Source organism: Micromonospora sp. NPDC005707 (assembly GCF_040631005.1).
In the GTDB taxonomy this organism is placed as follows: domain Bacteria; phylum Actinomycetota; class Actinomycetes; order Mycobacteriales; family Micromonosporaceae; genus Micromonospora.
Window position 1 is genome coordinate 1 of sequence record NZ_JBEXYR010000024.1, and the last position, 20,250, is coordinate 20,250.

The window sequence follows — 20,250 nt, forward strand, 5'->3', positions numbered from 1 at the left end:
TGGGCGCTCGCGGCGGCCGCGGCCGTGCTCGCCGTGGCGGCGGGGATCGGCACCGCGCTGGCGGTCACCCACGACCACGACGGGACGGGCGGCGACCCGCACGGCGAGGCGCAGGGTGATCCGTGGGGACACCCGCCCGGCCGGCCCGGCGGCGGACCGCCGCCCGGCGTACCCCCGCCGCCGTTCCCGTGCGTCCGGCCCGACGCGGCGGGCAACACGGTGCGGGCCGGCTCGCCGCCCGCCGACGCGGCGCTCACGCTCCCGGCCGGCTGGATCTGGTACGCCGACTCCGCCGGCTTCCGCGTCGCGGTGCCGGCCGGTTGGCTGCACCTGCGATCCGGCAGCACCACCTGCTTCCAGGACCCGACCACGCGGCGGATCCTCGGGGTCGAGCCCTATCCGGCCGGCGGTGACCCGCTCAACCAGTTGCGGGCGGCCGAACGGGAGCTGACCACCGACGGCCGGCTGCCCGGCTACCAGCAGGTGCGGCTGGCCGCCGTGGGCGGCGGCGCGGAGTGGGAGTGCCGCTGGACCGCCCCGTACGGGGAACGGATGCACGCGCTGCGGGTGCTGCCCGGCGACGCCGGCGGGTGGACGCTGGGCTGGACCACCTCCGACGCCGACTGGTCCGCCGCGGCCACGCAGTTGGCACTCATCCGGGACAGCTTCCGGCCGGGTCGCTCCACCCACGCGGCCGGCTGACAACCCCGGCGTCTCATCACCGACAGATGCCCCGGCCCGGCGCGGCCGGGCCGACATACTTCCTGGTGATCCGGCGGCGCCCGCCGGCCGTCCAGGGACCCTCTCCCCAGTGGACCGTCCGGGTGATGCCCCGCGGCCCGATGGCTAACTACAGTGGCGTAGTTTTGTCGATCAAGATCTCTGGGGAGGGCGAGCCGAGATGATGGGACCGTCCCACGCGCTGTCCGGCGCGGCGGTGTGGCTGACCGGCTCCTGGGCGCTGGACCAGTTCGCCGACTACCACCAGACACCGCTCGCGCTGGCGGTCGGCACCGCGGTCTGTGCGGGCGGGGCCCTCTTCCCCGACCTCGACCTGTCCGGCAAGGTGACCCGCAACCAGGGCGGCGCCACGGTGGCCCGGACCTTCGGCGTGTTCAGCCTCTTCATCGCCGAGGTGATGGAGAAGATCTCGCTGGGCGTCTACTACGCGACCAAGCTCAGCAAGGATCCGCGCCGCAACAACGGGCACCGGACGCTCACCCACACCATCCCGTTCACCCTGCTGATCGGCTGGGGCACCACCGCGCTCTGCGCCGCGTACGGCAAGTGGGCGGTGGTCAGCATCCTCTTCTTCATGATCGGTCTGGCGCTGCGCGGGCTCTTCGACGAGTGGGCCGAGCGGGCCGGGTGGGTGGTCGTCACCCTGCTGTCGGCGGCCGCGGCCTGGTTCACCTTCGCGAACCTGCCCGGCGACCGGGGCTATCCCCTCATCGGCACGGCGGTCGGGGTGGGCTGCTTCGTGCACATCCTCGGCGACATGATCACCAAGGCGGGCGTGCCGATTCTCTGGCCCATCCCGATCAAACGGCGGATGTGGACGATGATCGGGCTGCCCAACGGCATCGCCCTGCGCACCGGGAGCAAGGCCGAGACGATCGTCCTGCGCGCGGCGCTGACCGTGCTCGCCGTGCTGGCGGCGGTGGGGCTGGTCGCGCCCTCGGTGCTGCAACGCTTCAACATAGAGGTGTGACGGACCTGCCTGACGGCGACGCGGGGCCGGCGGACCACAGCCGGCCGCCGGCGCGGGACGCGGCCGTGCCGGAGTTCTGGCGGCGGCTCGGGTTGCCCGGTCTCGCCGACGTGCACACCCACTTCCTGCCGCCGCGCATGCTGCGCAAGGTGTGGGCGTACTTCGACGCGGCCGGACCGCTGGTCGGCACCGAGTGGCCGATCCGGTACCGGTGGGACGACGAGGCCCGGGTGGCGCACCTGCGGCGGCTCGGCGTGCGGGCGTTCAGCGCGCTGGCGTACCCGCACCGGCCCGGCATGGCCGAGTCGCTGAACGCGTGGACGCTGGACTTCGCGGCGCGTACCCCGGGTTGCCTGCCGTCGGCGACCTTCTTCCCGGAGCCGGCGGCCGCGCGCTATGTGGCGGACGCCCTCGCGGCCGGCGCCCGGGTGTTCAAGGTGCACGTCCAGGTGGGCGGCTTCGCGCCGGACGACCCGGCGCTGGACGCCGTGTGGGGCCTGCTGGCCGAGGCCGGCGTGCCGGTGGTGGTGCACGCCGGGCACGCCCCGGTCGGGACGGCGCACACCGGACCGGCGTCGTTCGCCGCGCTGCTCGCCCGGCATCCCGGGCTGGCCGCGATCGTGGCGCACCTGGGGGCGCCCGACTACGCGGCCTTCCTGGACCTGGCCGAGCGGTACCGGCACGTGCGGCTGGACACGACGATGGCGTTCACCTCGTTCTTCGACCGGTTCATGCCGTTCCCGGCGGCGGAGCTGCCGCGGCTGCGCGAGCTGGGGCTGGCCGGGAAGGTGCTGCTGGGCAGCGACTTCCCGAACATCCCCTACCCGTATGCGGAGCAGCTCGACGCGCTGGCCCGGCTCGACCTGGGCGACGACTGGCTGCGGGCGGTCTGCTGGGGCAACGCCGCCACGCTGTTCGACCTGGCCTGACCCGGCGGGTCAAAGGCCGCGAGCCAGAAGTACCTGGCCACGTCCTCACCGACGGGCCCCGGGCCGACGAAGGACCAGTCCCGCAGGACCGGGCCGCCGTCGCCGAACACCAGGTTCGTCGGCCAGACGTCGTGGTGGCAGAGGGTACGGGGCAGCCGGTCGATTGCCGCCGACACGGCCTGCCGCTGCTCCCGGAGCCGGCGGAGGTCGTTCGGCAGCGGCACCGGCCAGGTCGCGGCGGTGACCGGATGGTCCCGGGGCACCGGGTCGGTCACCGGCCGGCTCAGCGGGTAGTCGCGCATCGGCGTTCGGCGTCACCGGTCGGGTCCACTCGCGCCGCAGCGGGAGCAGCCAGGGTCCGGCGAGGAGCCCGACGGCGACCTGGGCGGCGCCCGCCACGACCAGTGTCGGACCGGCGCCGGCCAGGCCGATGACCGCCCCGCCGGCGAGCAGGCCGATCGAGACGGCGCCGTCGTGCACCAGGCTCTCCACGGCGAAGGCGGCCCGCCGTTCGGGGCCCTTGGTGCGGGTGGTGATCAGGCGGTTGACCGCGCCGATGCCCAGCGGCATGGCGAGGCCGCCCAGCGCGGCCACGACCGCGATCAGCGGGAGCGACGCGCTGACGGCGGGCAGCGTCGCGAAGGTCGCGCCCAGCAGGATCCAGCCGGCCGCCATGGTCGCCAGCGGTGGCAGTCGGGGTACGAGCACCGGGGCGACCAGCGCTCCGGCGAGCGAGCCGGCGCCGTAGCCGGTCATGCCGGCCGAGATGAGCAGCCCGGGCCGGCCCGTCTCGGCGCCCAGGATGGCGAGCCCGAGGGTGAAGGCGAACCAGACGAGGCCGCCGACGCCGGCCATGGTCACGGCACGGCGTACCTCGGGGTGCCGGGCCAGCACGTGCCGGAGGGCCGGAGCGGCGCTGGCCCCCTCGGCGGCGGGCGCGGCGGTGCCACGGACGACCAGCAGCAGGGCCGCGCCGAGGGCGACGCCGGCCGCCTCCGCCCAGAGCAGCCGGAGCGGCCCGCCGGCGGTGACCGCCCAGCCGGCCAGCGGCGGCGCCAGGATCATGGTGCTGCGGTGTGCGAGGTCCTGCCAGGCCAGCATCCGGGCGGCCACGTCGGCGTCGGCGCAGAGGTCGGCGAGCAGGGCCCGCTGGCCCGGCCCGCCCAGCGCGGTGGCGGCCCCGGTGATCAGCCCGGCGGCGGCCAGGTGCAGCGGGCCGACGGTGCCGACCGCCGCACCGACCGGGACGACGAGCAAGCCGAGCACCTGGATCGCGAGCACCCCGGCGAGGGCCCGTCCGGTGGTCAGCCGCTGCCGCAGGCCGCGCGCCCACCAGGCGGAGGTGAGCATGGGCAGCCCGACCGCACCGCCGACCAGGCCGGTGGTCCAGGCCGACCCGGTCTCGGCGAGCGCGACCAGGGGCAGCGCGACGGCGGTGGTGCGCTGCCCCAGCCAGCTGACGAAGGTGGTGGTGAGCATGGCGGCGATGTCCCGGCGGGTGTTCACGGGTTCGATCCTCTGGTCCCGGCCGCTCGCCCGGTAGCTGGCGGTTCCATCGGCGGGCTCATAACCTGGACCTATGAGCTCCCTACCCACGGTCGAGGACCTGCGGCTCGTGGCGGCGCTGGCGAGGCACGGCTCCCTCGGCGCGGCGGGGCGCGAGATGCGGATCAGCCAGCCCGCCGCGAGCAACCGGCTGGCGGCGCTGGAGCGGCGGATCGGCGAGCGGCTCTTCGACCGGGACACCACGGGGGCGCGACCGACCCCGGCCGGGCGGGCCCTGGCCGCGGAGGCGGTCCACGTGCTCGGCCACCTGGAGGCGATCTTCGACCGGACGCGCGCGGCGGCGCGCGGCGAGGTGCTGAGCGTCGGCACCTTTCCGAGCCTGGCCGCGTGGCTGTTTCCCGCGCTGGCCGACCTGCTCCGGGAGGCGACGCTGCACCAGGTCACCGACCACGGTGACCGCCTGGTGGAGTGGGTGGGCGAGGGGTCGCTCGACGCCGCCTTCGTGACGGTCGCCAACCAGATGCGGCTGCCGGCCACGGCCACCGCGACACCGGTGGCCGCCGACCGGCTGGCCCTGCTCACCCCTCCCGAGGTACGCCTCGGGCGCGGCCGCCGGCCGTTCGCCGGGCTCGACGTGGTGGCGCACAGCTACGACCCGTCCGCCGACGCCCTGCACCGGCGGCTCTCCGCGCTGGGCGCCCGGCCGAAGCCGGCGGCCACCGGCGAGACCGCGGTGCGGATGGGCCGGCTGCTCGGCTGCCCGGTCGTGCTGCCGCACGGGCTCGCGCTCGCGTACGCGGCACCGGACGAGCGGGTCGCCCCCGCGCCGGTGCCGGGCCGCTTCACCCTCTTCCTGGTCACCCGGCGGCCGGTGCCGGCCGCGCTGGCGGCCGTGGTGGGCGAACTGCCCGACCGGCTCGGTCTCGACCGGCCGCCCGGCGACCGGCCCTGACCGCCCTACTTCGCGGGCAGCGTCCCGGCGTAGCCGACGCCGCGATGGACCCAGCGGGACAGATCGGCGTCACGCGCGCAGGCCGCGGGATCCACCGTGATCCAGCCCCGCATCGGCCGCCCCCGCATCACCGTCGCCTGCGCGCCGGGCTCCGCCTCCAGCCGCTCGGACTCCGCCGGGTCGACGCGGACCATGAGCCCGCCGGCGCCGCGCACGACCACCGCCATGTTGCCCTTCACCATCATCGCCAGGCCGCCGAACATACGCTTCTCGGCGAACCCGGCCTCCCGCTCGACCAGCTCCCGTACCCGGTCCGCGAGGTCCTCGTCATACGCCATACCCCGCATCCTGGCACCCGGGGGCACCGCAGGCGGGTCACGGCGTGGGCAGGTCGGCGCACAGCTTTCTCGGGAACGCCGGCTCCACGGTGCGGACGTCTCCGCAGCCGGCCTTCGTCGAACCGGCGATCGTGGCCCAGCCGCGCTCGCCGGCCCAGCGCAGGAAATAGCGCCGTACGTTGACCGACGCGTCGCAGCCCGGCCTCGCCTCGGCGCCGCACGGCACCGGATCGAATGGCACGGTCATGACGAGCCACCTGCCGTCGCAGCCCTCGGGTGAGCCGACGGAGTGCCGGGACACGTCCATGCCCCGCACGGCGACGCTGATCCAGGCGGGGTCACAGCGGTCCGTCGGCATCGGGTCGCAGCCGAAGGTCTCGTCGCAGCGGCGGTACTCGTCACCGTCACGTTTCCACGGCTCCTGGTTGAGCACGACGGTCCGGCCGGCAATCGGCCCCGGCGCTGTCAACGTCACCTCGCCCGGGGTGTGGGTGGGGCAGGCACCGACCGTCCCCGACAGGCGCGAGTCCTGCACCACGTTGGCGTAGATGCGGTTGTTCTCCTCGGTGAAGTAGGTGACCCGCGGATTCCGGGAGCATCCGTCGGCGTCACCGAGCAGCGCCACGGTCAGCGCGAGCGAGCGCGGGTCGGCGCTGAGCCGAACGGCGGTCACGTCGGCCTGGTAGGTGACCCAGCCGGTGTCCGTGGGCAGGCCGTCCGACGAGGGCACCTGGCCTGGGTCGGCGCAGCCGACGAGGACGGCCAGGCACAGCAGGGCGGTGGCGAGTCGACGCATGGCACCGAGTCTGGCCGGACGGCCCAGCCGGCACATCCGTACGGATACTCAGCCCACTTCGGAGGCGACCCGCTGTTCGGGGATGCTCAGGCCGTAGAGGGCCATCAGTTCCGGGCTGTCGATCCGGCTGCCGTCGGCCACCGAGTCGCAGGCGATGTCGACGATCTGGTCCTTGTGCGCCAGCAGGTAGGGCCGGGCGCCCACGTCGGCGCTGGCCAGGGTGGCGATGCCGGACCAGTGCCGGCGGCCGAAGAGCATCGGGTAGCCGCGCAGCCCGTCGTAGGTGGCGCACACCAGCACGTCCGGGTACGGCAGGGCGGCGACTCGGCGGACCGCCGCGGCGGTGAGGCCCGGCATGTCCACCGGCACCACGACCACGGCCTCGATGGTCTCGTCGGTCAGCGCGGCCAGCCCGGCGCGGATCGAGGAGCCGACCCCGGTCCCCCAGGCCCGGTTGACCACCACGGTGGCGGCGGTCAGGTCGGTGGCCTGCCGCACCTGGTCCGCCGCCGCGCCCAGCACGACGACGACCTCCGCGCAGCCCGCGTCGGCCATCGTGTCGATCATCCGGCTGACCAGGGGCTTCTCCCCCTGGTGCAGCAGCGCCTCGGGTCCGCCGATCCGGCGGCCCCCGCCAGCGGCGATGATCATTCCTGCGATCCGATTCAGCGGTGCCCCCTCGACCTGGGGGACGGACCGGAGGCAGCAGCGCCCGGTCCGTCCCGTCGTACGCACACCGGGCCCAACGAGCGCGCCGGGGGGCGGGTAGCGGGGCAAAACGGAAAATTGCGTGACTATGCCGCGTCGGCGTAGCAGTCCACGACCGAGAGATCGAGCGGGAAGCGGACCGGGGTCTCGCCGAAGAGCAGCCGGGTGGCCCGCGCCCCGGCGTCGGTCACCGCCGCGACGACCGCCTCGGACGTCTCGGCCGGGCAGTGCACCATCACCTCGTCGTGCTGGAAGAAGACCAGCTCGGCCCGGGTGCCGGCCAGCTCGGTGCGGAGGGTGGCCAGCAGCGTGGACGCCCACTCGGCGGCCGTGGCCTGGATGACGAAGTTGCGGGTGAACCGCCCCCGCGAGCGGGCCGCCCGGGCCCGCGGGCTCTGCGGATCGGCCCCGGCGTCGACCACCGCCTCGTCGCCGTCACCGAAGCCGACCGACCCCGGCGGGCAGGTGCGCCCCAGCCACGACCGGACCAGCCCGCCCGCCTCGCCGGTGCGGGCCGCCGCCTCGACGTGGCCGAACGCGGTCGGGTAGTTCTTCTTCAACACCGCGAGGGCGGGCACCGCGGCGCCACCGGTCTGCCCGTACATGGCGCCGAGCAGGGCCACCTTGGCGCGGGCCCGGTCACCGGCGAAGGCGTCCCGGGCCAGCGCCGCGTAGAGGTCACCGGCGCCACCGGCGGCCGCCAGCCGCTCGTCGCCGGAGACCGCGGCGAGCACCCGCGGTTCGAGCTGGCCCGCGTCGGCGACCACGAAGGTCCAGCCCGGGTCGGCCACGACGGCGCGCCGGATCACCTTCGGGATCTGCAAGGCCCCGCCGCCCCGGGTGGCCCAGCGGCCGGAGACCACGCCGCCGGGCACGTACTCCGCGTGGAAGCGGCCGCCGGAGACCCAGGCGTCGCGCCAGGCCCAGCCGTGCGCCGTCCAGATCCGGTAGAGCTCCTTGTATTCCAGGACCAGCGGCACCGCCGGGTGCTCCACCCCGCGCAGCGACCAGGCCCGCGTGTTCGGCAGCTCCACGCCGGCGCGCGCGAACGCCTTGAGCAGCTCGGCCGGGGAGTCGGCGTGCAGCTGGCGGACGCCGAACGCCTCGGCGATCCGCGCGGCCAGCTCGGCCAGCCGGCGGGGTGGCCCGCCGACCGGGGACGCCTCGCCGAGCAGGTCGGCCAGGATCGCGTCGTGCACGTCGGCGCGCCAGGGCAGGCCGGCCACGCCCATCTCGGCGGCGATCAGCGCGCCCGCCGACTCGGCGGCCACCAGCAACCGGAACCGGCCGGGGTGACCGGTCCGCGCAATCCGGGCGAGCTGGTCCGCGTACACCCTGGTCAACGCCTCGATGCCCGGACCGGGCGGGCCGGACGGCGCGTCGAAGAGCGCGCCCTGGCCGTGGCCGGGCGGCTCCGGCGGGCGGGGTGCCGGGTCCGGCGGGACCGGCGCCCCGGTGAGCCGGGCCCAGGCGGCGGCGAGCGAGCGCGGCTCGCCCCAGCGGCCGGCGTGGCCGAGCAGCAGCGCCTCGGTCAGCTCGACGTCGTGGCACCGGTCGAGCCGGACGCCGGCGCGCAGCAGCGCCGGGTAGAGGGTCGCGCCGGAGGCCCAGACCCAGCGTGGCCGGTCGGCGGCCTCCCGGGCGGCCACCGCGGCGGCCAGGTCGGCCACCGGCTCGGCCGGACCGGTCGGGCGCCCAGCGTCGTCGAGCGGTTGCAGCACACCGCCGCCCCGCTCGTCCGCCACCACCGCCACCAGCACGGACGCGATTCTGCCCGGCCCCTCCGACAGATGGCGGAGGGACCGGGCAGCGGGACGCGAAGGTTACTTGCCGACGCCGGCCGTCAGGCCGGACTGCACCTGGCGCTGGAACACGATGTACACGATCAGCACCGGCAGCATCGCCATGGTGACCCCGGCGAAGAGGCCGGACCAGTCGGACTTGTAGCCCTGGTTGACCGACAGCTCGATCAGCCCCTGGGCGATCACCTGGTGCTTCGGCTCACCCGACACCGACTGCATGAGCAGGGTCGGCAGGTACCACTGGTTCCACTGGCCGAGCACGTTGAAGATGCCGATGCTGATCAGGCCGGGCCGGGCCATCGGCAGCATGACGCTGAAGAAGGTCCGGGTGTGCGAGGCGCCGTCGACCTGGGCCGCCTCGGCGATCGTGTCGGGCAACGTCCGGAAGAACGAGTGCATGAAGAAGACGGTGAACGACAGCGACCAGGCCACGTAGACCAGAATCAGCGTGAGGTGCTTGTTCGGGCCGAGCAGCGGGAACACCACGTTCATGTTGTAGACGCCCTTGAACAGGGGCACCGCGGCGAGGTAGATCGGCAGGGTCAGCCCCGACAGGAACATCCAGTAGATCAGGCGGTTGCCGCGGAACTCGTAGCGGGCCAGCGCGTACGCCGCCATCGAGCCCAGCAGCATCGTCAGGGTCACGCTGAACACGAGCACGAGCAGCGTGTTCAGGAAGAAGCTGTCGATCCCGGCCGTCCAGGCCCGGGCGAAGTTGTCCCACTGCAGCGACTCGGGGATCAGCGACAGCGGCTCGCGGATCACCTCCGAGTCGGTCTTGAGTGAGGACATCACCACCCACAGCAGCGGGTAGATCACCATCAGGGCCCACACCACCAGGAAAAGGTGTGAGAAGCCGTTGAAAATCCGGCCGCCGATGCTGGTGGCGGCTTTCGCCCGTCGGCCCGCTGCCGGGCCGGCCGGCGCCGCGTCGGGTCGCCTCTGGTCGGAGGTGTGGGTCACCGTGCTCATCGTCCAGGCCTCCTCAGAACTCGATCCGCTCACGACGGGTGATCCTCAGCTGGACGGCGGCCAGCAGGATGGTGAAGATGGCCAGCGCCACGGCGATCGCGCAGGCGTAGCCGAACTGGCCCTTCTGGAACGCGTTGAACTGGATCACCGAGGCGAAGATCTCGCTGGCGTGGTTCGGGCCACCCTGGCTCGGCGTCATGACGAAGACCAGGGCGTACATGTCCAGGGCGATGAAGCCCAGGTAGACCCAGGCGACCGAGATGGTGTCCCGCAGCAGCGGCAGGGTGACCCGGAAGAACGTGTGGAACCGGCCCGCCCCGTCCAGGATCGCGGCCTCGTAGATGTCCTTCGGGATCGACTGCATGGCCGCCGAGAACAGCACCATGTAGAAGCCGGCGCCGCTCCACACCGCGATGAGCAGCAGCCACCACAGCACCGCGGGAATGCCGAGGAACGGCTCCGGGTCGGCGGTGAAGGCGATCGGGTTGTCGGCGTCGACCAGCCCGATCTTGATGAGCAGGCCGTTGATGAGGCCCTGCTGGTCGGTCCGGTAGATCTGCTGCCACATGACGGCGATGACCACCAGCGACAGGACCTGCGGGAAGAAGAAGATGACCTTGTAGAGGGCGGAGCCGAACACCCCGCGGATGCCGGCCCTGTCCTCGCGTCCGCCCACGTTGAGCAGGAACGCGAGGAACAGGGCCAGCGCGATGGTGAACAGCGGCACGGTGACCAGGAAGAAAACGTTGTGCCAGAACGCCTTCCGGATCAGCTCGTCGGAGAGCAGCCGGACGTAGTTGTCCAGCCCGACGAAGCGCTGGGAGTCCGAGTACCCACCCCAGTCGGTCAGCGAATATCCCGCCGCCTGCACGAACGGCCACACCACGTAGAACAGGTACAGCGCGACGGGCAGGGCCAGGAAGCCCGTGACGAAACGCGCGACTCCGTGCCGCATAGGACTCACTCTCTCCGTCGGATCAGGCGGTGCGGGTCTGCTTCTTGATCGACGAGTCCTTGGCGACCTTGTCGGCGGCCGCCTGCATCTTGTCGACGAACTGCTGCGCGGTGAGCCGGCCGGCCATCAGCTCCTCGGAGAGGTTCTGGCTCTCCTTGTCCAGGTCGGCGTAGAAGTCCTGGAACTTGACCGAGATGAGCTCGCTGCCGCCGTTCTTCATCAGGGTGTTGGCGCTGGCGAGCGCCGTGTCCTGCACGTTGTCGCCGGAGCCCTTGGTCGAGGCGAGCGACTTGGTCAGCTCGGCGAACTTGGCCGAGCCCGCCTTGGACAGCATCGCCCGCAGGAACTCCTTCGCGGCCTCCTTGTTCGGGGCCTTGCTCGGCACGACGAAGCCCTCACCGGACGCGGCGAACACGTCCTTCGGCGCCTTGTCGTCCGCGTTGTGCCAGTAGTCGGACAGGGTCAGCTCGAAGCCCGGCGGGATGGTGGCGGTCATCTCGTTCTTGAGCCACGTGCCGACCTGGATGAACGCCGCCTTGCCGTCGAGCCAGGCCTGCTGCGACTGGGTGTGGTCGAGCTTGCCCGGGAGCAGCAGCTTGTCCTTGACCAGCTTCTCCCACGGCGCCAGCGCCTTGAGCACGCCGTCGGCCTTCCAGGCGTTCTCCTTCAGGTTGTCGATGTCGACGACGACCTGCTTGCCGGCGGTCTTCCAGATGCTCGCCATGAGCGCCCAGCGCGGGTAGTAGCCGTGCACGGCGTCGTGCACGTACGGCGCCATGCCCTTGGCCTTGATCTTCGGGGCCAGGGCGAAGAACTCGTCCCAGGTGGTCGGCGCCTGCCAACCCTCCTTCTTGAACAGCGCCGCGTTGTACCAGTTGCCCCACACCGTGTACGCCACGTTCACGACGTAGAACTTGCCGTTCTGGGTGCCGTCGCCGACCGTGCCCGGCAGCAGCGAGTCCGCCACGGTGCCCTCGCTGTCCCAGGCGGGCGCGGTGAGCAGGTCGTCGAGCGGCTCGATGGCGCCCTCGTTGATCAGCGTGCTGCGGTCCATCATGTCGGCGCCCGAGTTCATGACCAGGTCACTCGGCTGCGTCGCCATCTTCGGCTGCTCTTCGGTCTTGATCTTCTGGGTGGAAGACATGTTGACCGTGATGTTCGCGTGCTTGGCGTTGAAGATGACCTTGTCTTCCTTGGCCCACTGGTCGCCCAGCCCGCCGTTGAAGATGACCACCTTGACGGCGCTGCCGTCCTTGGCACCGAACGGGTTGTCCTTGCTCTTGGCCGCGCCGCCGGTGTCCTTCTTCTCCGGCTCGCTGCCCGCACAGGCGCTGAGCAGGCCCATCGCCGGGGTGGCGAGGAGGCCGGCCGCGGCGGCCCGCTGGAGCAGGGTCCGGCGACTGAGGTCACCGAGGTTCTCGGGGGTAACCGACATCTTTGTCTCTCCTTGTGGTGTCGGGTCAGGCGGTCCGCCGGAGGCGCCCGGCGTACCGCGACTCGAGGGCGAGGTTGTGCTCGTCCCCACCGGGGACGTTGGCGGAGAGGTAGATAGGGGGTACCTCCCCGGCCTGGTGGAACCGTCGTACGACCTCGGCGGTCAGCAGCTGCGCCAGCAGCGCCGCGGTGACCGACGAGACCGCACAGACCGCGCCGCCGCCCTCGAGCGGCAGCAGTGCGTCACCGTACGGCGCGCCGTTGTCCAGCACGACGTCGGCGAGGTCGGCGAGCCGGTGGCCGCTCGGGTGCCGCGGGGCGACCCGTGCGGTGTGCTCGACCGAGGTGACCGCGATCAAGGGGTGGCCGTGCTCCCGGACCAGCGTCGCCAGCTCGACCACCGAGCCGTTGATGCCGGACTGGGAGGCGACCACGAACACGTCCTCCGGCTGCGGCGCCGCCAGGGCGTAGAGCTGGTGCGCCACGGCCGGGTCGCGTTCCAGCTTGGGGTCGGCGAGCACGTCGCGGGGCGCGTCGCCGTGCAGCACGAGGTCGTGCAGGGAGAGTCGGTTGGTCGGGACCAGGCCGCCGGCCCGGGCCACCAGCTCGGCGGCGAACGCCTCCGAGTGGCCGGCGCCGAAGGCCTGGAGCACCCCGCCGGCACGCAGGCCGCCGGCGATCACGTCGGCCGCCCGGTCGACCGCATCCGCCTGGCTGTCGACCAGCCGGTCGAGCACCGGGCGGACGGCGTCCGCGTACCGCTGGGCACTGATCATGAGATGGCCCCCTTCTCGGCCTTGTGCCCGTCGACGGCCTGGGCGGTACGCCGGAAGGCCGCGTGGGCGCGGTCGTGGGTGCGCTGCGCCACCGCGATGTAAAGCAGGTCGAGCACGACGAGCTGGGGGTGCCGCGCGGAGAGCGCGTCGGGCCGGAAGGTGGTGGCCTGGCTGGCGGTGACCAGCACGATGTCGGCCAGCTCGGCCAGCGGCGAGCGGGGGAAGCCGGTCAGCGCGACCGTGGTCGCCCCCCGGCTGCCCGCCTCCGCGAGCATCTCGATGGTCTCCCGGGTCTGCCCGGTGTGCGAGATGCCGAGCGCGACGTCGCCCACGCCGAGCAGCGCGGCGCTGGCCAGCCCCTCGTGCACGTCGCTCCAGGCCCAGGCGGCCACCCCGATGCGGTGCAGGCTGAACTGCATCTCCTCGCCGACCAGGGCGCTGCCGCTGGCGCCGAAGATGTTCACCCGGCTGGCCCCGGCGATCGCCACGGCCGCCCGCTCCACCTCGGCGAGGTCGAGCAGCGCGGCGGTGTCGTGCATGGCCCGCGTGTCGGCGGCCATGATCTGGTCGAGCACCCGGGACAGCGGGTCGCTCGGCTGGATCTCCCGGCCGATGTCGACCGTCCAGCCCGCCGAGCGGGCCCGGCCGGTCTCCGCGGCGATGCCGAGCCGCAGGTCGGCGTAGCCCTCGAAGCCCATGGCCCGGCAGAACCGGGTGATGGTGGCCGGTGAGGTGCCGCTACGCTCGGCCAACTCGACGATGGTGGCCCGGGCGGCCGCCTCCGGATCACTGAGCACGTGCTCGGCGACCCGGCGCAACGCCCCCGTCAGCTCCCCCGCCCCGGCCCGGACCCTGGCCAGCACACCGTCCGAGGAGACGGCCACGGCACCCCGCCGGTCGACCGCGTCGGCGTCGACCACCGCGGTCCCCGCGGGGGTGTCCACCTCGTGATCAACCATGGGAGGCCTTTCCGAAAAGAGTGTTAACTGTTAGTGGTAAAAGTTCTTACTGAAGGCCCCTCCGTGTCAAGGCCGTGGGCGAAGTTTTCAAACTGTTACCTGGCGCACAGCCCGGATCTTGCGCCCCGGAGCCCGGCCGACCAGCATGGAGGGATGTCGGACACCGTCGTGGTCGGCCTCGACGTCGGGGGTACGTCCACCCGCGCCGCCGCCCTCACCCTCGACGGGGTACGCCTCGGCGTCGGCCGCGCCGGCGGGGGCAACCCGACCAGCCACGGCGCCGACCGGGCCGCCGCCGAACTCCTCGCCGCCCTGCGCGCCGCGCTCACCGACGTCGATCCGACCCGGGTCCGCGGCGGCGTCATCGGGCTGGCCGGGGCCGGTCGGCTCCTCGCCGACCCGCAGGGCCGGGCCGCCTTCGACCGCGCCTGGGCCGACGCGGGCCTGCGCTGCCCCTACACGGTCCACGGCGACGCCCTCGTCGCGTACGCCTCCGGCACGGCGGCCCCGGACGGCACCGTGCTCATCGCCGGCACCGGAGCCATCGCCGCCCAGGTGCACGACCTGCGCCTCGACCGCACCGCCGACGGCCACGGCTGGCTGCTGGGTGACGCCGGCTCCGGATTCTGGCTGGGCCGCGAGGCGGTCCGCAGGCTCCTCACCGACCTGGACCGCGCCCAGCCGCCCGGCGACCTGGCCCGCCAGGTCCTCGCCGACCTGACCGGCAGCACCGAGGTCGCCGCCCGCCCCCGCGCGACCGCCGACACGGTGGTGCAGGCGGTGACCCGCCGATCACCGGTCGAGCTGGCGCGACTCGCGCCGCTGGTCGTCGCCGCGGCCCGGGACGGCGAGCCGACCGGCCTGGCCCTGGTCGCGGAGGCGGCCGCGCTGCTGGCCGAAAGCGTCTCCCGCATCCGGCCACCCGACGTGACCGACCCGGTGGTGCTCGGCGGCGGCCTGCTCACCGGGGACACCCCGCTGGCCGCCGCGGTCCGCCTGGAACTCGCCCGCTGGTGGCCGGACGCCCCTCTGGACAGCGCCGGCGACGGAGCGGCGGCAGCCGCCTGGCTGGCCGCCCGCGACCTGCCCGAGGTCGCCGACCCGGCCACACTGCACGCCCTGCTCGTCCCGCCGCCCTGACCCTCCTGGGCCTGCCGCCCTGACCCCTGGTCCCGCCGCCCGGACCGCCTCGTCCCCCCGCCCTGTCCCCCTCGGCCCGCCGCCCTGCCCTGCTGGGCCCGACGCCCTGCCCCGCTGGACCCGCATCGCACCCCGGGTCCGCACCTGCACCCGGCGGCCTGCGCCGCTACTTGGCGGCAGCGACGCGCCTGTGGGGGAACCGCCCCACCGTCCCGCCGCCCTGACCCCTGGCCCGGCGCCCTGCCCCCCTGGGCCCGCACCGCACACCGCGGGTCCGCACCTGCACCCGGCGGCCTGCGCCACTACTTCGCGGCAGTGACGCGCCTGCGGGGAACCGCCCGACCGTCCCGCCGTGGACGCGGGAGTGCGACCTGGATGTCGACCAGTGCGGCGGCCGGAGCTCGTGCCGTCGATGAACCGGCACGAGGAGGGTCCTGCCGGGCGCCCCCGGCCAGCGCACCCGCGTCGTTGCCGATGTCGGCTGAACGGCGCTCGGGAGGCACCTGCGGGTCGGCCGCCTTCTGCTCAGCGCCTAGCAACTTGATGTCGTAAGTGACTCATCCCAGCGCCGCTTGGGCGAGCCCGGTGAATCGCCCGCGTCGTCAGTTCAGGTGAGTCACCCACGTCATCAAGTTCCTAGCGGCTCGTGAGCTATCCCCGACCCGCCTCGGGCGCCGCGAATCGCGTCTCGGGCGTCGAGGTCCGCCGATCTTGGCGAGTTGCTGTTCGCCGCTGACGGAAAGTCGCCAAGATCTGGTGGGCGGCCGGGCGGGCGCTCCGCCGGCCCGTGTCGCGCTGGCCCGTGTCGCGCCGGCCCGTGTCGCGGCGGCGGGGGCGCTGTCGGACGGTGACACCACGGACGACTCAGCTCGTCAGCACGCGGCGCAGGGATCAGCGGCCGGCGGGAAGTGCGGGGCCTGGCCGCGAGAAAGGAACGCGATGCCCGCGACCGCGACGAGAACCTCTGCGAATCGATGGTCAAAATCGGTCAGCTACGCCAGCCGGGCCCGCCGGCTCGGCGCCGAGCCGGCGCCCCAGGACCGCGCGACGGCGACGGCCTCGACGGCGAACGCGACCTAGCCGCGGTGGGCGGGAGCGGGAACGAAACAGCGGGCCGGTCGACAGCGCGTCGACCAGCCCGCTGCCGCGGTGCGAGGTTCAGGCGTTCGGGTAGCCAGGCTGCGCCTGCGGCTGGCCGTACTGACCCTGGGGCTGGCCGTACTGACCCTGGGGCTGGCCGTACTGACCCTGGGGGGCCGGCTGGCCGTAGGGCGCCTGCGGCGCCGGGTGGCCGGGCTGGTGCGGGGCCTGGCCGGCGTGTCCCTGCGGCGCCTGGCCGTAGGGGGCGGGCTGACCCTGCGGGGCCGGCCAACCCTGGCCGGGCTGGGCCGGGGCCGACGGGGCGAACTGGCCGGGCTGGGGCGCGCCGGCGAACTGGTGCGCGGCGGCCTGCTCGCGGGCCTCCTTGCGGGCCTTCACGGCCCGCACGATCAGCAGGATCGGCAGGATGAAGGCGTAGAAGAAGATCGTGTACCTACTGCCCACGGGCGCGAGGAACATCAGGTAGAAGCCGTAGCCGAAGAAGCCGAGGCCCACGACGACATTCAGAATCCGAGAGCCCGTGCTCTGCTCTTTGATGGCGATGCCGATCGCGACCATCGCGATGCCGCCGAGAATAAGCAGGAGCTCGTAGACAAGTTCAAACATGTGATTCCTGTCGATCGGTGAAGGTGCCGGCCCACGATAGAGGAGCCCTCAGCGGTCGCGCTGCCCCGTTGCCTGTGGCAACGACCTCACTTGAGCTGCCCGGCGGTGAGGCCGGTCTGGATCTGCCGCTGGAACGCGACGTACACCGCCAGCACCGGCAGGGTGGCGATGGTCAGACCCGCGAACAGGCCGCTGAAGTCACCCTGGTAGCCCTGGCTGACGGCAAGCGCGGTGAGGCCCTGCGCCAGCACCCACTTGGAGTCGTCGCCCTGCATGAGCACCTGCGGCAGGATGAACTGGTTCCAGTGGCTGAGGAAATTGAAGATGGCGACGCTGATCAATCCTGGACGCGCCATCGGCAGCATCACCCGGAAGAAGAGTCCGAAGTGCCCGCAGCCGTCGATGAGCGCCGCCTCGGCGATCGATGTCGGAAGCGTCCGGAAGAAGGCGGTCAGGAAGAAGACCGTGAAGGGCAGCGAGTAGGCGGCGTAGACCAGGATCAGTCCGGTCCAGCTGCCGAACAGGCCGGCGTTGCGTACCACGAAGAAGAGCGGCACGAGGGCGAGGAACACCGGGAACATCATCCCGCCGACGAACAGGTAGTAGACGACCTGCCGGCCGCGGAAATCGTACCGGGCGAAGACGTACGCCGCCGCGGCGCCGAGCAGCATGGTGAGGGTGAGCGAGCCGGCCACCACGATGCCGCTGTTCAGGAAGTAGCGGCCGATGTGCGCCTCGGTCCAGGCCCGGGACCAGTTCTCGAAACGCAGCGCCCCCGGCAGCCCCCACGGGTCGGAGAGGATCTCGCCGTCGCTCTTGAACGAGCTGACGAACATCCACAGCAGCGGCAGCGCGGTCAGCGCCGCCCAGAGCAGCAGGAAGCCGTGCGAGAAGAGGTTGGCGACGCCCAGTTCCCGGCGCAGCCGCCGGTCCTCGCCGCGGGCGGCTCCGGGCTTCTCCGCCTCCGTCGTGGTGGGCCGATCCAGCGTGGTCACGAGTATTCGATCCGATCGCGACGGGCGGTACGCAGCGCCAGCACCGCGACCGACAGGGTCAGGAACAGCATCACCACGCCGATCGCGGAGGCGTACCCGAACTTGCTCTCGCTGCCGAACGCGGTCTCGTACATCCGCAGGCCGATCACGTCGGACGAGAAGTTGGGGCCGCCGTTGGTCATCTGCTGGACCAGGATGAAGCCGTCCAGCGCGGCGATGGCCAGATAGATCCAGGCGACCTGCACGGTGTCCCAGAGCAGCGGCACGGTGATCCGGCGCAGGGTCGTCCACCGTGACGCCCCGTCGAGCATCACCGCCTCGTAGATGTCGCGCGGGACGGCGGACATGGCGGCGCCGAAGAGGACCACGTAGAACCCCACGTTGCTCCAGACCATCACCGCCAGCACGGCCCAGAACGCCGTACGCGGGTCACCCAACCAGGTGGGCGCTGGCAGGCCCAGTGCCCGCAACGCGCCGTTGAGCAGGCCGTTGTTGGGGTGGTAGACCTCCTTCCAGAGGAGGGCGATGATCACCACCGAGAGCACCTGCGGGAAGAAGTAGACCATCCGGTAGACGGAGGTGCCCCGGACGCCGGTGACCCCGGCCCGTCCCTTGCGGCCACCCATGTTGAGCATGGTGGCGAAGAACAGTCCGAGCCCGATGGTGAGCACCGGCACCACGGCGAGCATGATCGCGTTGTTCTTGATCGCGTTCCACACCTGGCCGTCGTGCAGCAGGGTCCGGAAGTTGGCCATCCCCACCGAGTCGGCGTGCGCGGAGTAGCCGAGCCAGTTGGTCGTGGAGATCTGGAACGCCTGCAGGTACGGCGACAGCACGAAGATGCCGTAGAGCAGCAGCGGTGGCACCAGAAAGGTGATGATCAGCGGGTACTTGCCGTGTCTCACGAGATGGACCTACTCCCCCAGCGGCGGAACGGTGGGGGCGGACGGGCCGCCCCCACCGGCCGGATGTTACGCAGCCCGCTTGTACTTCTTGATCGAGCTGTCCTGGGCGATCGAGTCGGCGCCCTTCTGGCACTGGTCGAGGAACTCGGCCGGGGTGCTGCGGCCGCTGAAGAACTCGCCGCACGCGGCGTCGACCAGTTCGCGCTCGAGCTTGCGGTAGTAGTTGTTGTAGACCCAGTTGAAGCCGTTGCTGCCGGACGCCTCCAGCCCCTTGACCACGGTGCTCAGGCCGAACGGCAGCTCGATCCCGTCGGTCGCGCCGGCCACCACGGTGAGGCTGGAGACCTTCTTCGTGAAGTCCTGCGCGCCCTTCTTGGAGAGCATCATCCGGAAGTACTCCAGGCCGCCGGCGACGTTCTTCGCCTTCGACGGCACCATGAACGGCTCACCCGCGGTGCCCCGGATCGCCTCGAACGGCAGCTTGTCCCCGCTGCCCAGGCTCGGCGTCGGCGCGATCGTCATGTTGAAGCCGGACGGGGTGACCTTCGCCTGCTCGCTCTCCAGCCAGGAACCGCAGGAGATGAAGGCGGCCTTGCCCTGGCACCAGGCGGTCTGCGACTGGATGTGGTCCAGGCCCGGCGAACCGTCCAGGATGTACTTGTCCTTGACGATCTGGTACCAGGCGTCGGCCGCCGCCTTCATGGCGTCGGACTTCCAGGCGTTCGGCTCGAGGTTGTCGATCGCGACCGCCACCGACGGCCCGCCGAACTTGATCGCGGTGGCGATCAAGGGCCAGCTCATGTAGCGGGGGTGCTTGCCGGCGTACGTCCAGGGGGCGATCCCGGCGGCCTTGATCTGCTTGCAGAGCGCGATGTGCTCGTCCCAGGTCTTCGCGTACTGCCAGTTGCGCTCGGTGAAGGTCTTGGTGGAGTACCAGATGCCGTAGGCGGTGTACGTGTAGTTGAGGACCAGGAACTTCCCGTCGTACGAGCCGACCTCGACGGCGCCGGGGAGCAGGGTGTCCTTCACCGACTTGCCGGGGACGTCCAGGCTGGGCGCGGCGAGCAGGTCGCCCAGGTCGGCGATGGCGTTCTGGCTGACCAGACCGTTGAAGTCGATCTGACCGGCGCCGGAGTTGTTCACCACGTCCGGCGGGGTGCCGTCGACGAACCGCGGCTGGAGGGTCTTGTTGATCTCCTGGGTGGCCGAGTGGTTGATCTTTGCCTTCGGGTACTTCTCCTTGTACATGGCCTCGTGGGCCTTGGCGTACTCCTCGCCGAAGCCGCCGTTGAAGATCACCACCTCGAGCGGGGCGTCCTCCTTGACGCCGAGCGGGTTCTGCTCGCTCTTGGTGCCCTTGTAGGCGCCGGAGTTGCCCTTGTCGTCGTCGCCACCGGAGGTGGCGCAGCCGGCGAGCAGGCCGGCGGCGGGGGTGGCCAGCAGGCCGGCGGCAGCGCTCCGCCGGAGGATCTCACGCCTGTTCATCGCATCTCCTCGGTTCGGGTGCGCGCGGCCCGCCGAAGTCTGGGGGAACGGCGGCCGCGACGTCGAGGCTCTGGGTGTCAGCTGTCGCTTGTCTTCACTTAATGTGATGTTGCTGAAGAATTTCTACGGCAGCGGGGCGCGGACCACAAGACCTCTGGACCGAACCGTTATCCATACCGG

The 20,250-nt window shown here is 72.3% G+C and carries 19 protein-coding genes and 1 pseudogene; 5 read left to right on the forward strand and 15 right to left on the reverse strand.

All coding sequences use genetic code 11. From position 1 onward, the window contains the following. The 3 genes and pseudogenes from ABZ452_RS30520 to ABZ452_RS30530 all read left to right on the forward strand — a co-directional run. Positions 1-702: pseudogene (locus ABZ452_RS30520) on the forward strand (serine/threonine protein kinase); the annotation flags it as partial. 199 nt (positions 703-901) lie between these two features. Beyond that, the gene (locus tag ABZ452_RS30525; protein WP_357950287.1) at positions 902-1,711 is read left to right on the forward strand and encodes a metal-dependent hydrolase; all 810 of its coding nucleotides are present in this window, start codon (positions 902-904) and stop codon (positions 1,709-1,711) included. Positions 1,712-1,716: 5 nt separating this feature from the next. Next, a complete protein-coding gene (locus ABZ452_RS30530; protein WP_357950448.1) occupies positions 1,717-2,640 on the forward strand; it encodes an amidohydrolase family protein in 924 nt (307 codons plus the stop codon). Here the strand turns inward: ABZ452_RS30530 and ABZ452_RS30535 are convergent. Both ABZ452_RS30535 and ABZ452_RS30540 read right to left on the reverse strand, forming a co-directional pair. Then, a complete protein-coding gene (locus tag ABZ452_RS30535; protein ID WP_357950451.1) occupies positions 2,532-2,804 on the reverse strand; it encodes a phosphotransferase in 273 nt (90 codons plus the stop codon). The two genes, ABZ452_RS30530 and ABZ452_RS30535, sit on opposite strands and share 109 nt — an antisense overlap. Then, positions 2,686-4,146, reverse strand: coding sequence for an MFS transporter (locus ABZ452_RS30540; RefSeq protein WP_357950290.1), 1,461 nt, complete (start codon positions 4,144-4,146; stop codon positions 2,686-2,688). The genes ABZ452_RS30535 and ABZ452_RS30540 overlap by 119 nt, the downstream gene beginning before the upstream one ends. A gap of 73 nt (positions 4,147-4,219) precedes the next feature. Between ABZ452_RS30540 and ABZ452_RS30545 the strand changes: the two genes are divergently transcribed. Then, positions 4,220-5,098 carry a LysR family transcriptional regulator gene (locus ABZ452_RS30545; RefSeq protein WP_357950293.1) on the forward strand — a complete coding sequence of 293 codons (879 nt, stop codon included), beginning with the start codon at positions 4,220-4,222 and terminating at the stop codon, positions 5,096-5,098. A 5-nt stretch (positions 5,099-5,103) separates the two neighbouring features. On the opposite strand, the gene ABZ452_RS30550 is transcribed toward ABZ452_RS30545, so the two are convergent. From ABZ452_RS30550 to ABZ452_RS30590, 9 genes are all read right to left on the reverse strand, one after another. Then, complete coding sequence (locus tag ABZ452_RS30550; protein WP_357950296.1) at positions 5,104-5,436, reverse strand: TfoX/Sxy family protein; 333 nt, start codon at positions 5,434-5,436, stop codon at positions 5,104-5,106. Positions 5,437-5,473: 37 nt separating this feature from the next. Further along, complete coding sequence (locus ABZ452_RS30555; RefSeq protein ID WP_357950299.1) at positions 5,474-6,232, reverse strand: hypothetical protein; 759 nt, start codon at positions 6,230-6,232, stop codon at positions 5,474-5,476. 48 nt (positions 6,233-6,280) lie between these two features. Then, complete coding sequence (locus tag ABZ452_RS30560) at positions 6,281-6,883, reverse strand: NTP transferase domain-containing protein (protein ID WP_357950302.1); 603 nt, start codon at positions 6,881-6,883, stop codon at positions 6,281-6,283. Positions 6,884-7,026: 143 nt separating this feature from the next. Then, positions 7,027-8,730 carry a bifunctional 3'-5' exonuclease/DNA polymerase gene (locus ABZ452_RS30565; RefSeq protein ID WP_357950454.1) on the reverse strand — a complete coding sequence of 568 codons (1,704 nt, stop codon included), beginning with the start codon at positions 8,728-8,730 and terminating at the stop codon, positions 7,027-7,029. A 33-nt stretch (positions 8,731-8,763) separates the two neighbouring features. Next, positions 8,764-9,564: a carbohydrate ABC transporter permease gene (locus ABZ452_RS30570; RefSeq protein WP_357950457.1), complete on the reverse strand. Its 801-nt coding sequence runs from the start codon at positions 9,562-9,564 to the stop codon at positions 8,764-8,766. Between the two features lie 163 nt (positions 9,565-9,727). Further along, on the reverse strand, positions 9,728-10,669 hold the full coding sequence (locus tag ABZ452_RS30575; RefSeq protein WP_357950305.1) for a sugar ABC transporter permease: 942 nt from the start codon (positions 10,667-10,669) through the stop codon (positions 9,728-9,730). A 22-nt stretch (positions 10,670-10,691) separates the two neighbouring features. Next, a complete protein-coding gene (gene ngcE, locus ABZ452_RS30580; RefSeq protein WP_357950307.1) occupies positions 10,692-12,104 on the reverse strand; it encodes an N-acetylglucosamine/diacetylchitobiose ABC transporter substrate-binding protein in 1,413 nt (470 codons plus the stop codon). 25 nt (positions 12,105-12,129) lie between these two features. After that, positions 12,130-12,879, reverse strand: a complete 750-nt coding sequence (locus ABZ452_RS30585) for an SIS domain-containing protein (RefSeq protein WP_357950310.1) — start codon at positions 12,877-12,879, stop codon at positions 12,130-12,132. Then, positions 12,876-13,838, reverse strand: a complete 963-nt coding sequence (locus tag ABZ452_RS30590; protein ID WP_357950312.1) for a MurR/RpiR family transcriptional regulator — start codon at positions 13,836-13,838, stop codon at positions 12,876-12,878. Before ABZ452_RS30590 ends, ABZ452_RS30585 begins: the two co-directional genes overlap by 4 nt. 153 nt (positions 13,839-13,991) lie before the next feature. Here ABZ452_RS30590 and ABZ452_RS30595 point away from each other — a divergent pair, with 153 nt between their 5' ends. Further along, a complete protein-coding gene (locus ABZ452_RS30595; protein ID WP_357950315.1) occupies positions 13,992-14,978 on the forward strand; it encodes a BadF/BadG/BcrA/BcrD ATPase family protein in 987 nt (328 codons plus the stop codon). 1,158 nt (positions 14,979-16,136) lie between these two features. Here the strand turns inward: ABZ452_RS30595 and ABZ452_RS30600 are convergent. The 4 genes from ABZ452_RS30600 to ngcE (ABZ452_RS30615) form a co-directional block, all read right to left on the reverse strand. Next, on the reverse strand, positions 16,137-16,685 hold the full coding sequence (locus ABZ452_RS30600; protein WP_357950318.1) for a hypothetical protein: 549 nt from the start codon (positions 16,683-16,685) through the stop codon (positions 16,137-16,139). An 86-nt stretch (positions 16,686-16,771) separates the two neighbouring features. After that, on the reverse strand, positions 16,772-17,521 hold the full coding sequence (locus tag ABZ452_RS30605; RefSeq protein ID WP_357950459.1) for a carbohydrate ABC transporter permease: 750 nt from the start codon (positions 17,519-17,521) through the stop codon (positions 16,772-16,774). A gap of 155 nt (positions 17,522-17,676) precedes the next feature. Continuing rightward, positions 17,677-18,585, reverse strand: a complete 909-nt coding sequence (locus ABZ452_RS30610; RefSeq protein ID WP_357950320.1) for a sugar ABC transporter permease — start codon at positions 18,583-18,585, stop codon at positions 17,677-17,679. A 66-nt stretch (positions 18,586-18,651) separates the two neighbouring features. Next, positions 18,652-20,070, reverse strand: coding sequence for an N-acetylglucosamine/diacetylchitobiose ABC transporter substrate-binding protein (gene ngcE, locus ABZ452_RS30615; RefSeq protein ID WP_357950323.1), 1,419 nt, complete (start codon positions 20,068-20,070; stop codon positions 18,652-18,654). Between the last annotated feature and the right edge of the window lie 180 nt (positions 20,071-20,250).

Excerpts from the sequence above, each read along its gene's own strand:
- ABZ452_RS30525 (WP_357950287.1), top strand. The coding sequence starts at position 902 with ATGATGGGACCGTCCCACGCGCTGTCCGGCGCGGCGGTGTGGCTGACC.
- ABZ452_RS30545 (WP_357950293.1), top strand. The coding sequence starts at position 4,220 with ATGAGCTCCCTACCCACGGTCGAGGACCTGCGGCTCGTGGCGGCGCTG.
- ABZ452_RS30550 (WP_357950296.1), bottom strand. The coding sequence starts at position 5,436 with ATGGCGTATGACGAGGACCTCGCGGACCGGGTACGGGAGCTGGTCGAG.
- ABZ452_RS30555 (WP_357950299.1), bottom strand. The coding sequence starts at position 6,232 with ATGCGTCGACTCGCCACCGCCCTGCTGTGCCTGGCCGTCCTCGTCGGC.
- ABZ452_RS30560 (WP_357950302.1), bottom strand. The coding sequence starts at position 6,883 with ATGATCATCGCCGCTGGCGGGGGCCGCCGGATCGGCGGACCCGAGGCG.
- ABZ452_RS30570 (WP_357950457.1), bottom strand. The coding sequence starts at position 9,564 with ATGGTGATCTACCCGCTGCTGTGGGTGGTGATGTCCTCACTCAAGACC.
- ABZ452_RS30575 (WP_357950305.1), bottom strand. The coding sequence starts at position 10,669 with ATGCGGCACGGAGTCGCGCGTTTCGTCACGGGCTTCCTGGCCCTGCCC.
- ngcE (WP_357950307.1), bottom strand. The coding sequence starts at position 12,104 with ATGTCGGTTACCCCCGAGAACCTCGGTGACCTCAGTCGCCGGACCCTG.
- ABZ452_RS30585 (WP_357950310.1), bottom strand. The coding sequence starts at position 12,879 with ATGATCAGTGCCCAGCGGTACGCGGACGCCGTCCGCCCGGTGCTCGAC.
- ABZ452_RS30590 (WP_357950312.1), bottom strand. The coding sequence starts at position 13,838 with ATGGTTGATCACGAGGTGGACACCCCCGCGGGGACCGCGGTGGTCGAC.
- ABZ452_RS30595 (WP_357950315.1), top strand. The coding sequence starts at position 13,992 with ATGTCGGACACCGTCGTGGTCGGCCTCGACGTCGGGGGTACGTCCACC.
- ABZ452_RS30600 (WP_357950318.1), bottom strand. The coding sequence starts at position 16,685 with ATGTTTGAACTTGTCTACGAGCTCCTGCTTATTCTCGGCGGCATCGCG.
- ABZ452_RS30605 (WP_357950459.1), bottom strand. The coding sequence starts at position 17,521 with ATGTTCGTCAGCTCGTTCAAGAGCGACGGCGAGATCCTCTCCGACCCG.
- ngcE (WP_357950323.1), bottom strand. The coding sequence starts at position 20,070 with ATGAACAGGCGTGAGATCCTCCGGCGGAGCGCTGCCGCCGGCCTGCTG.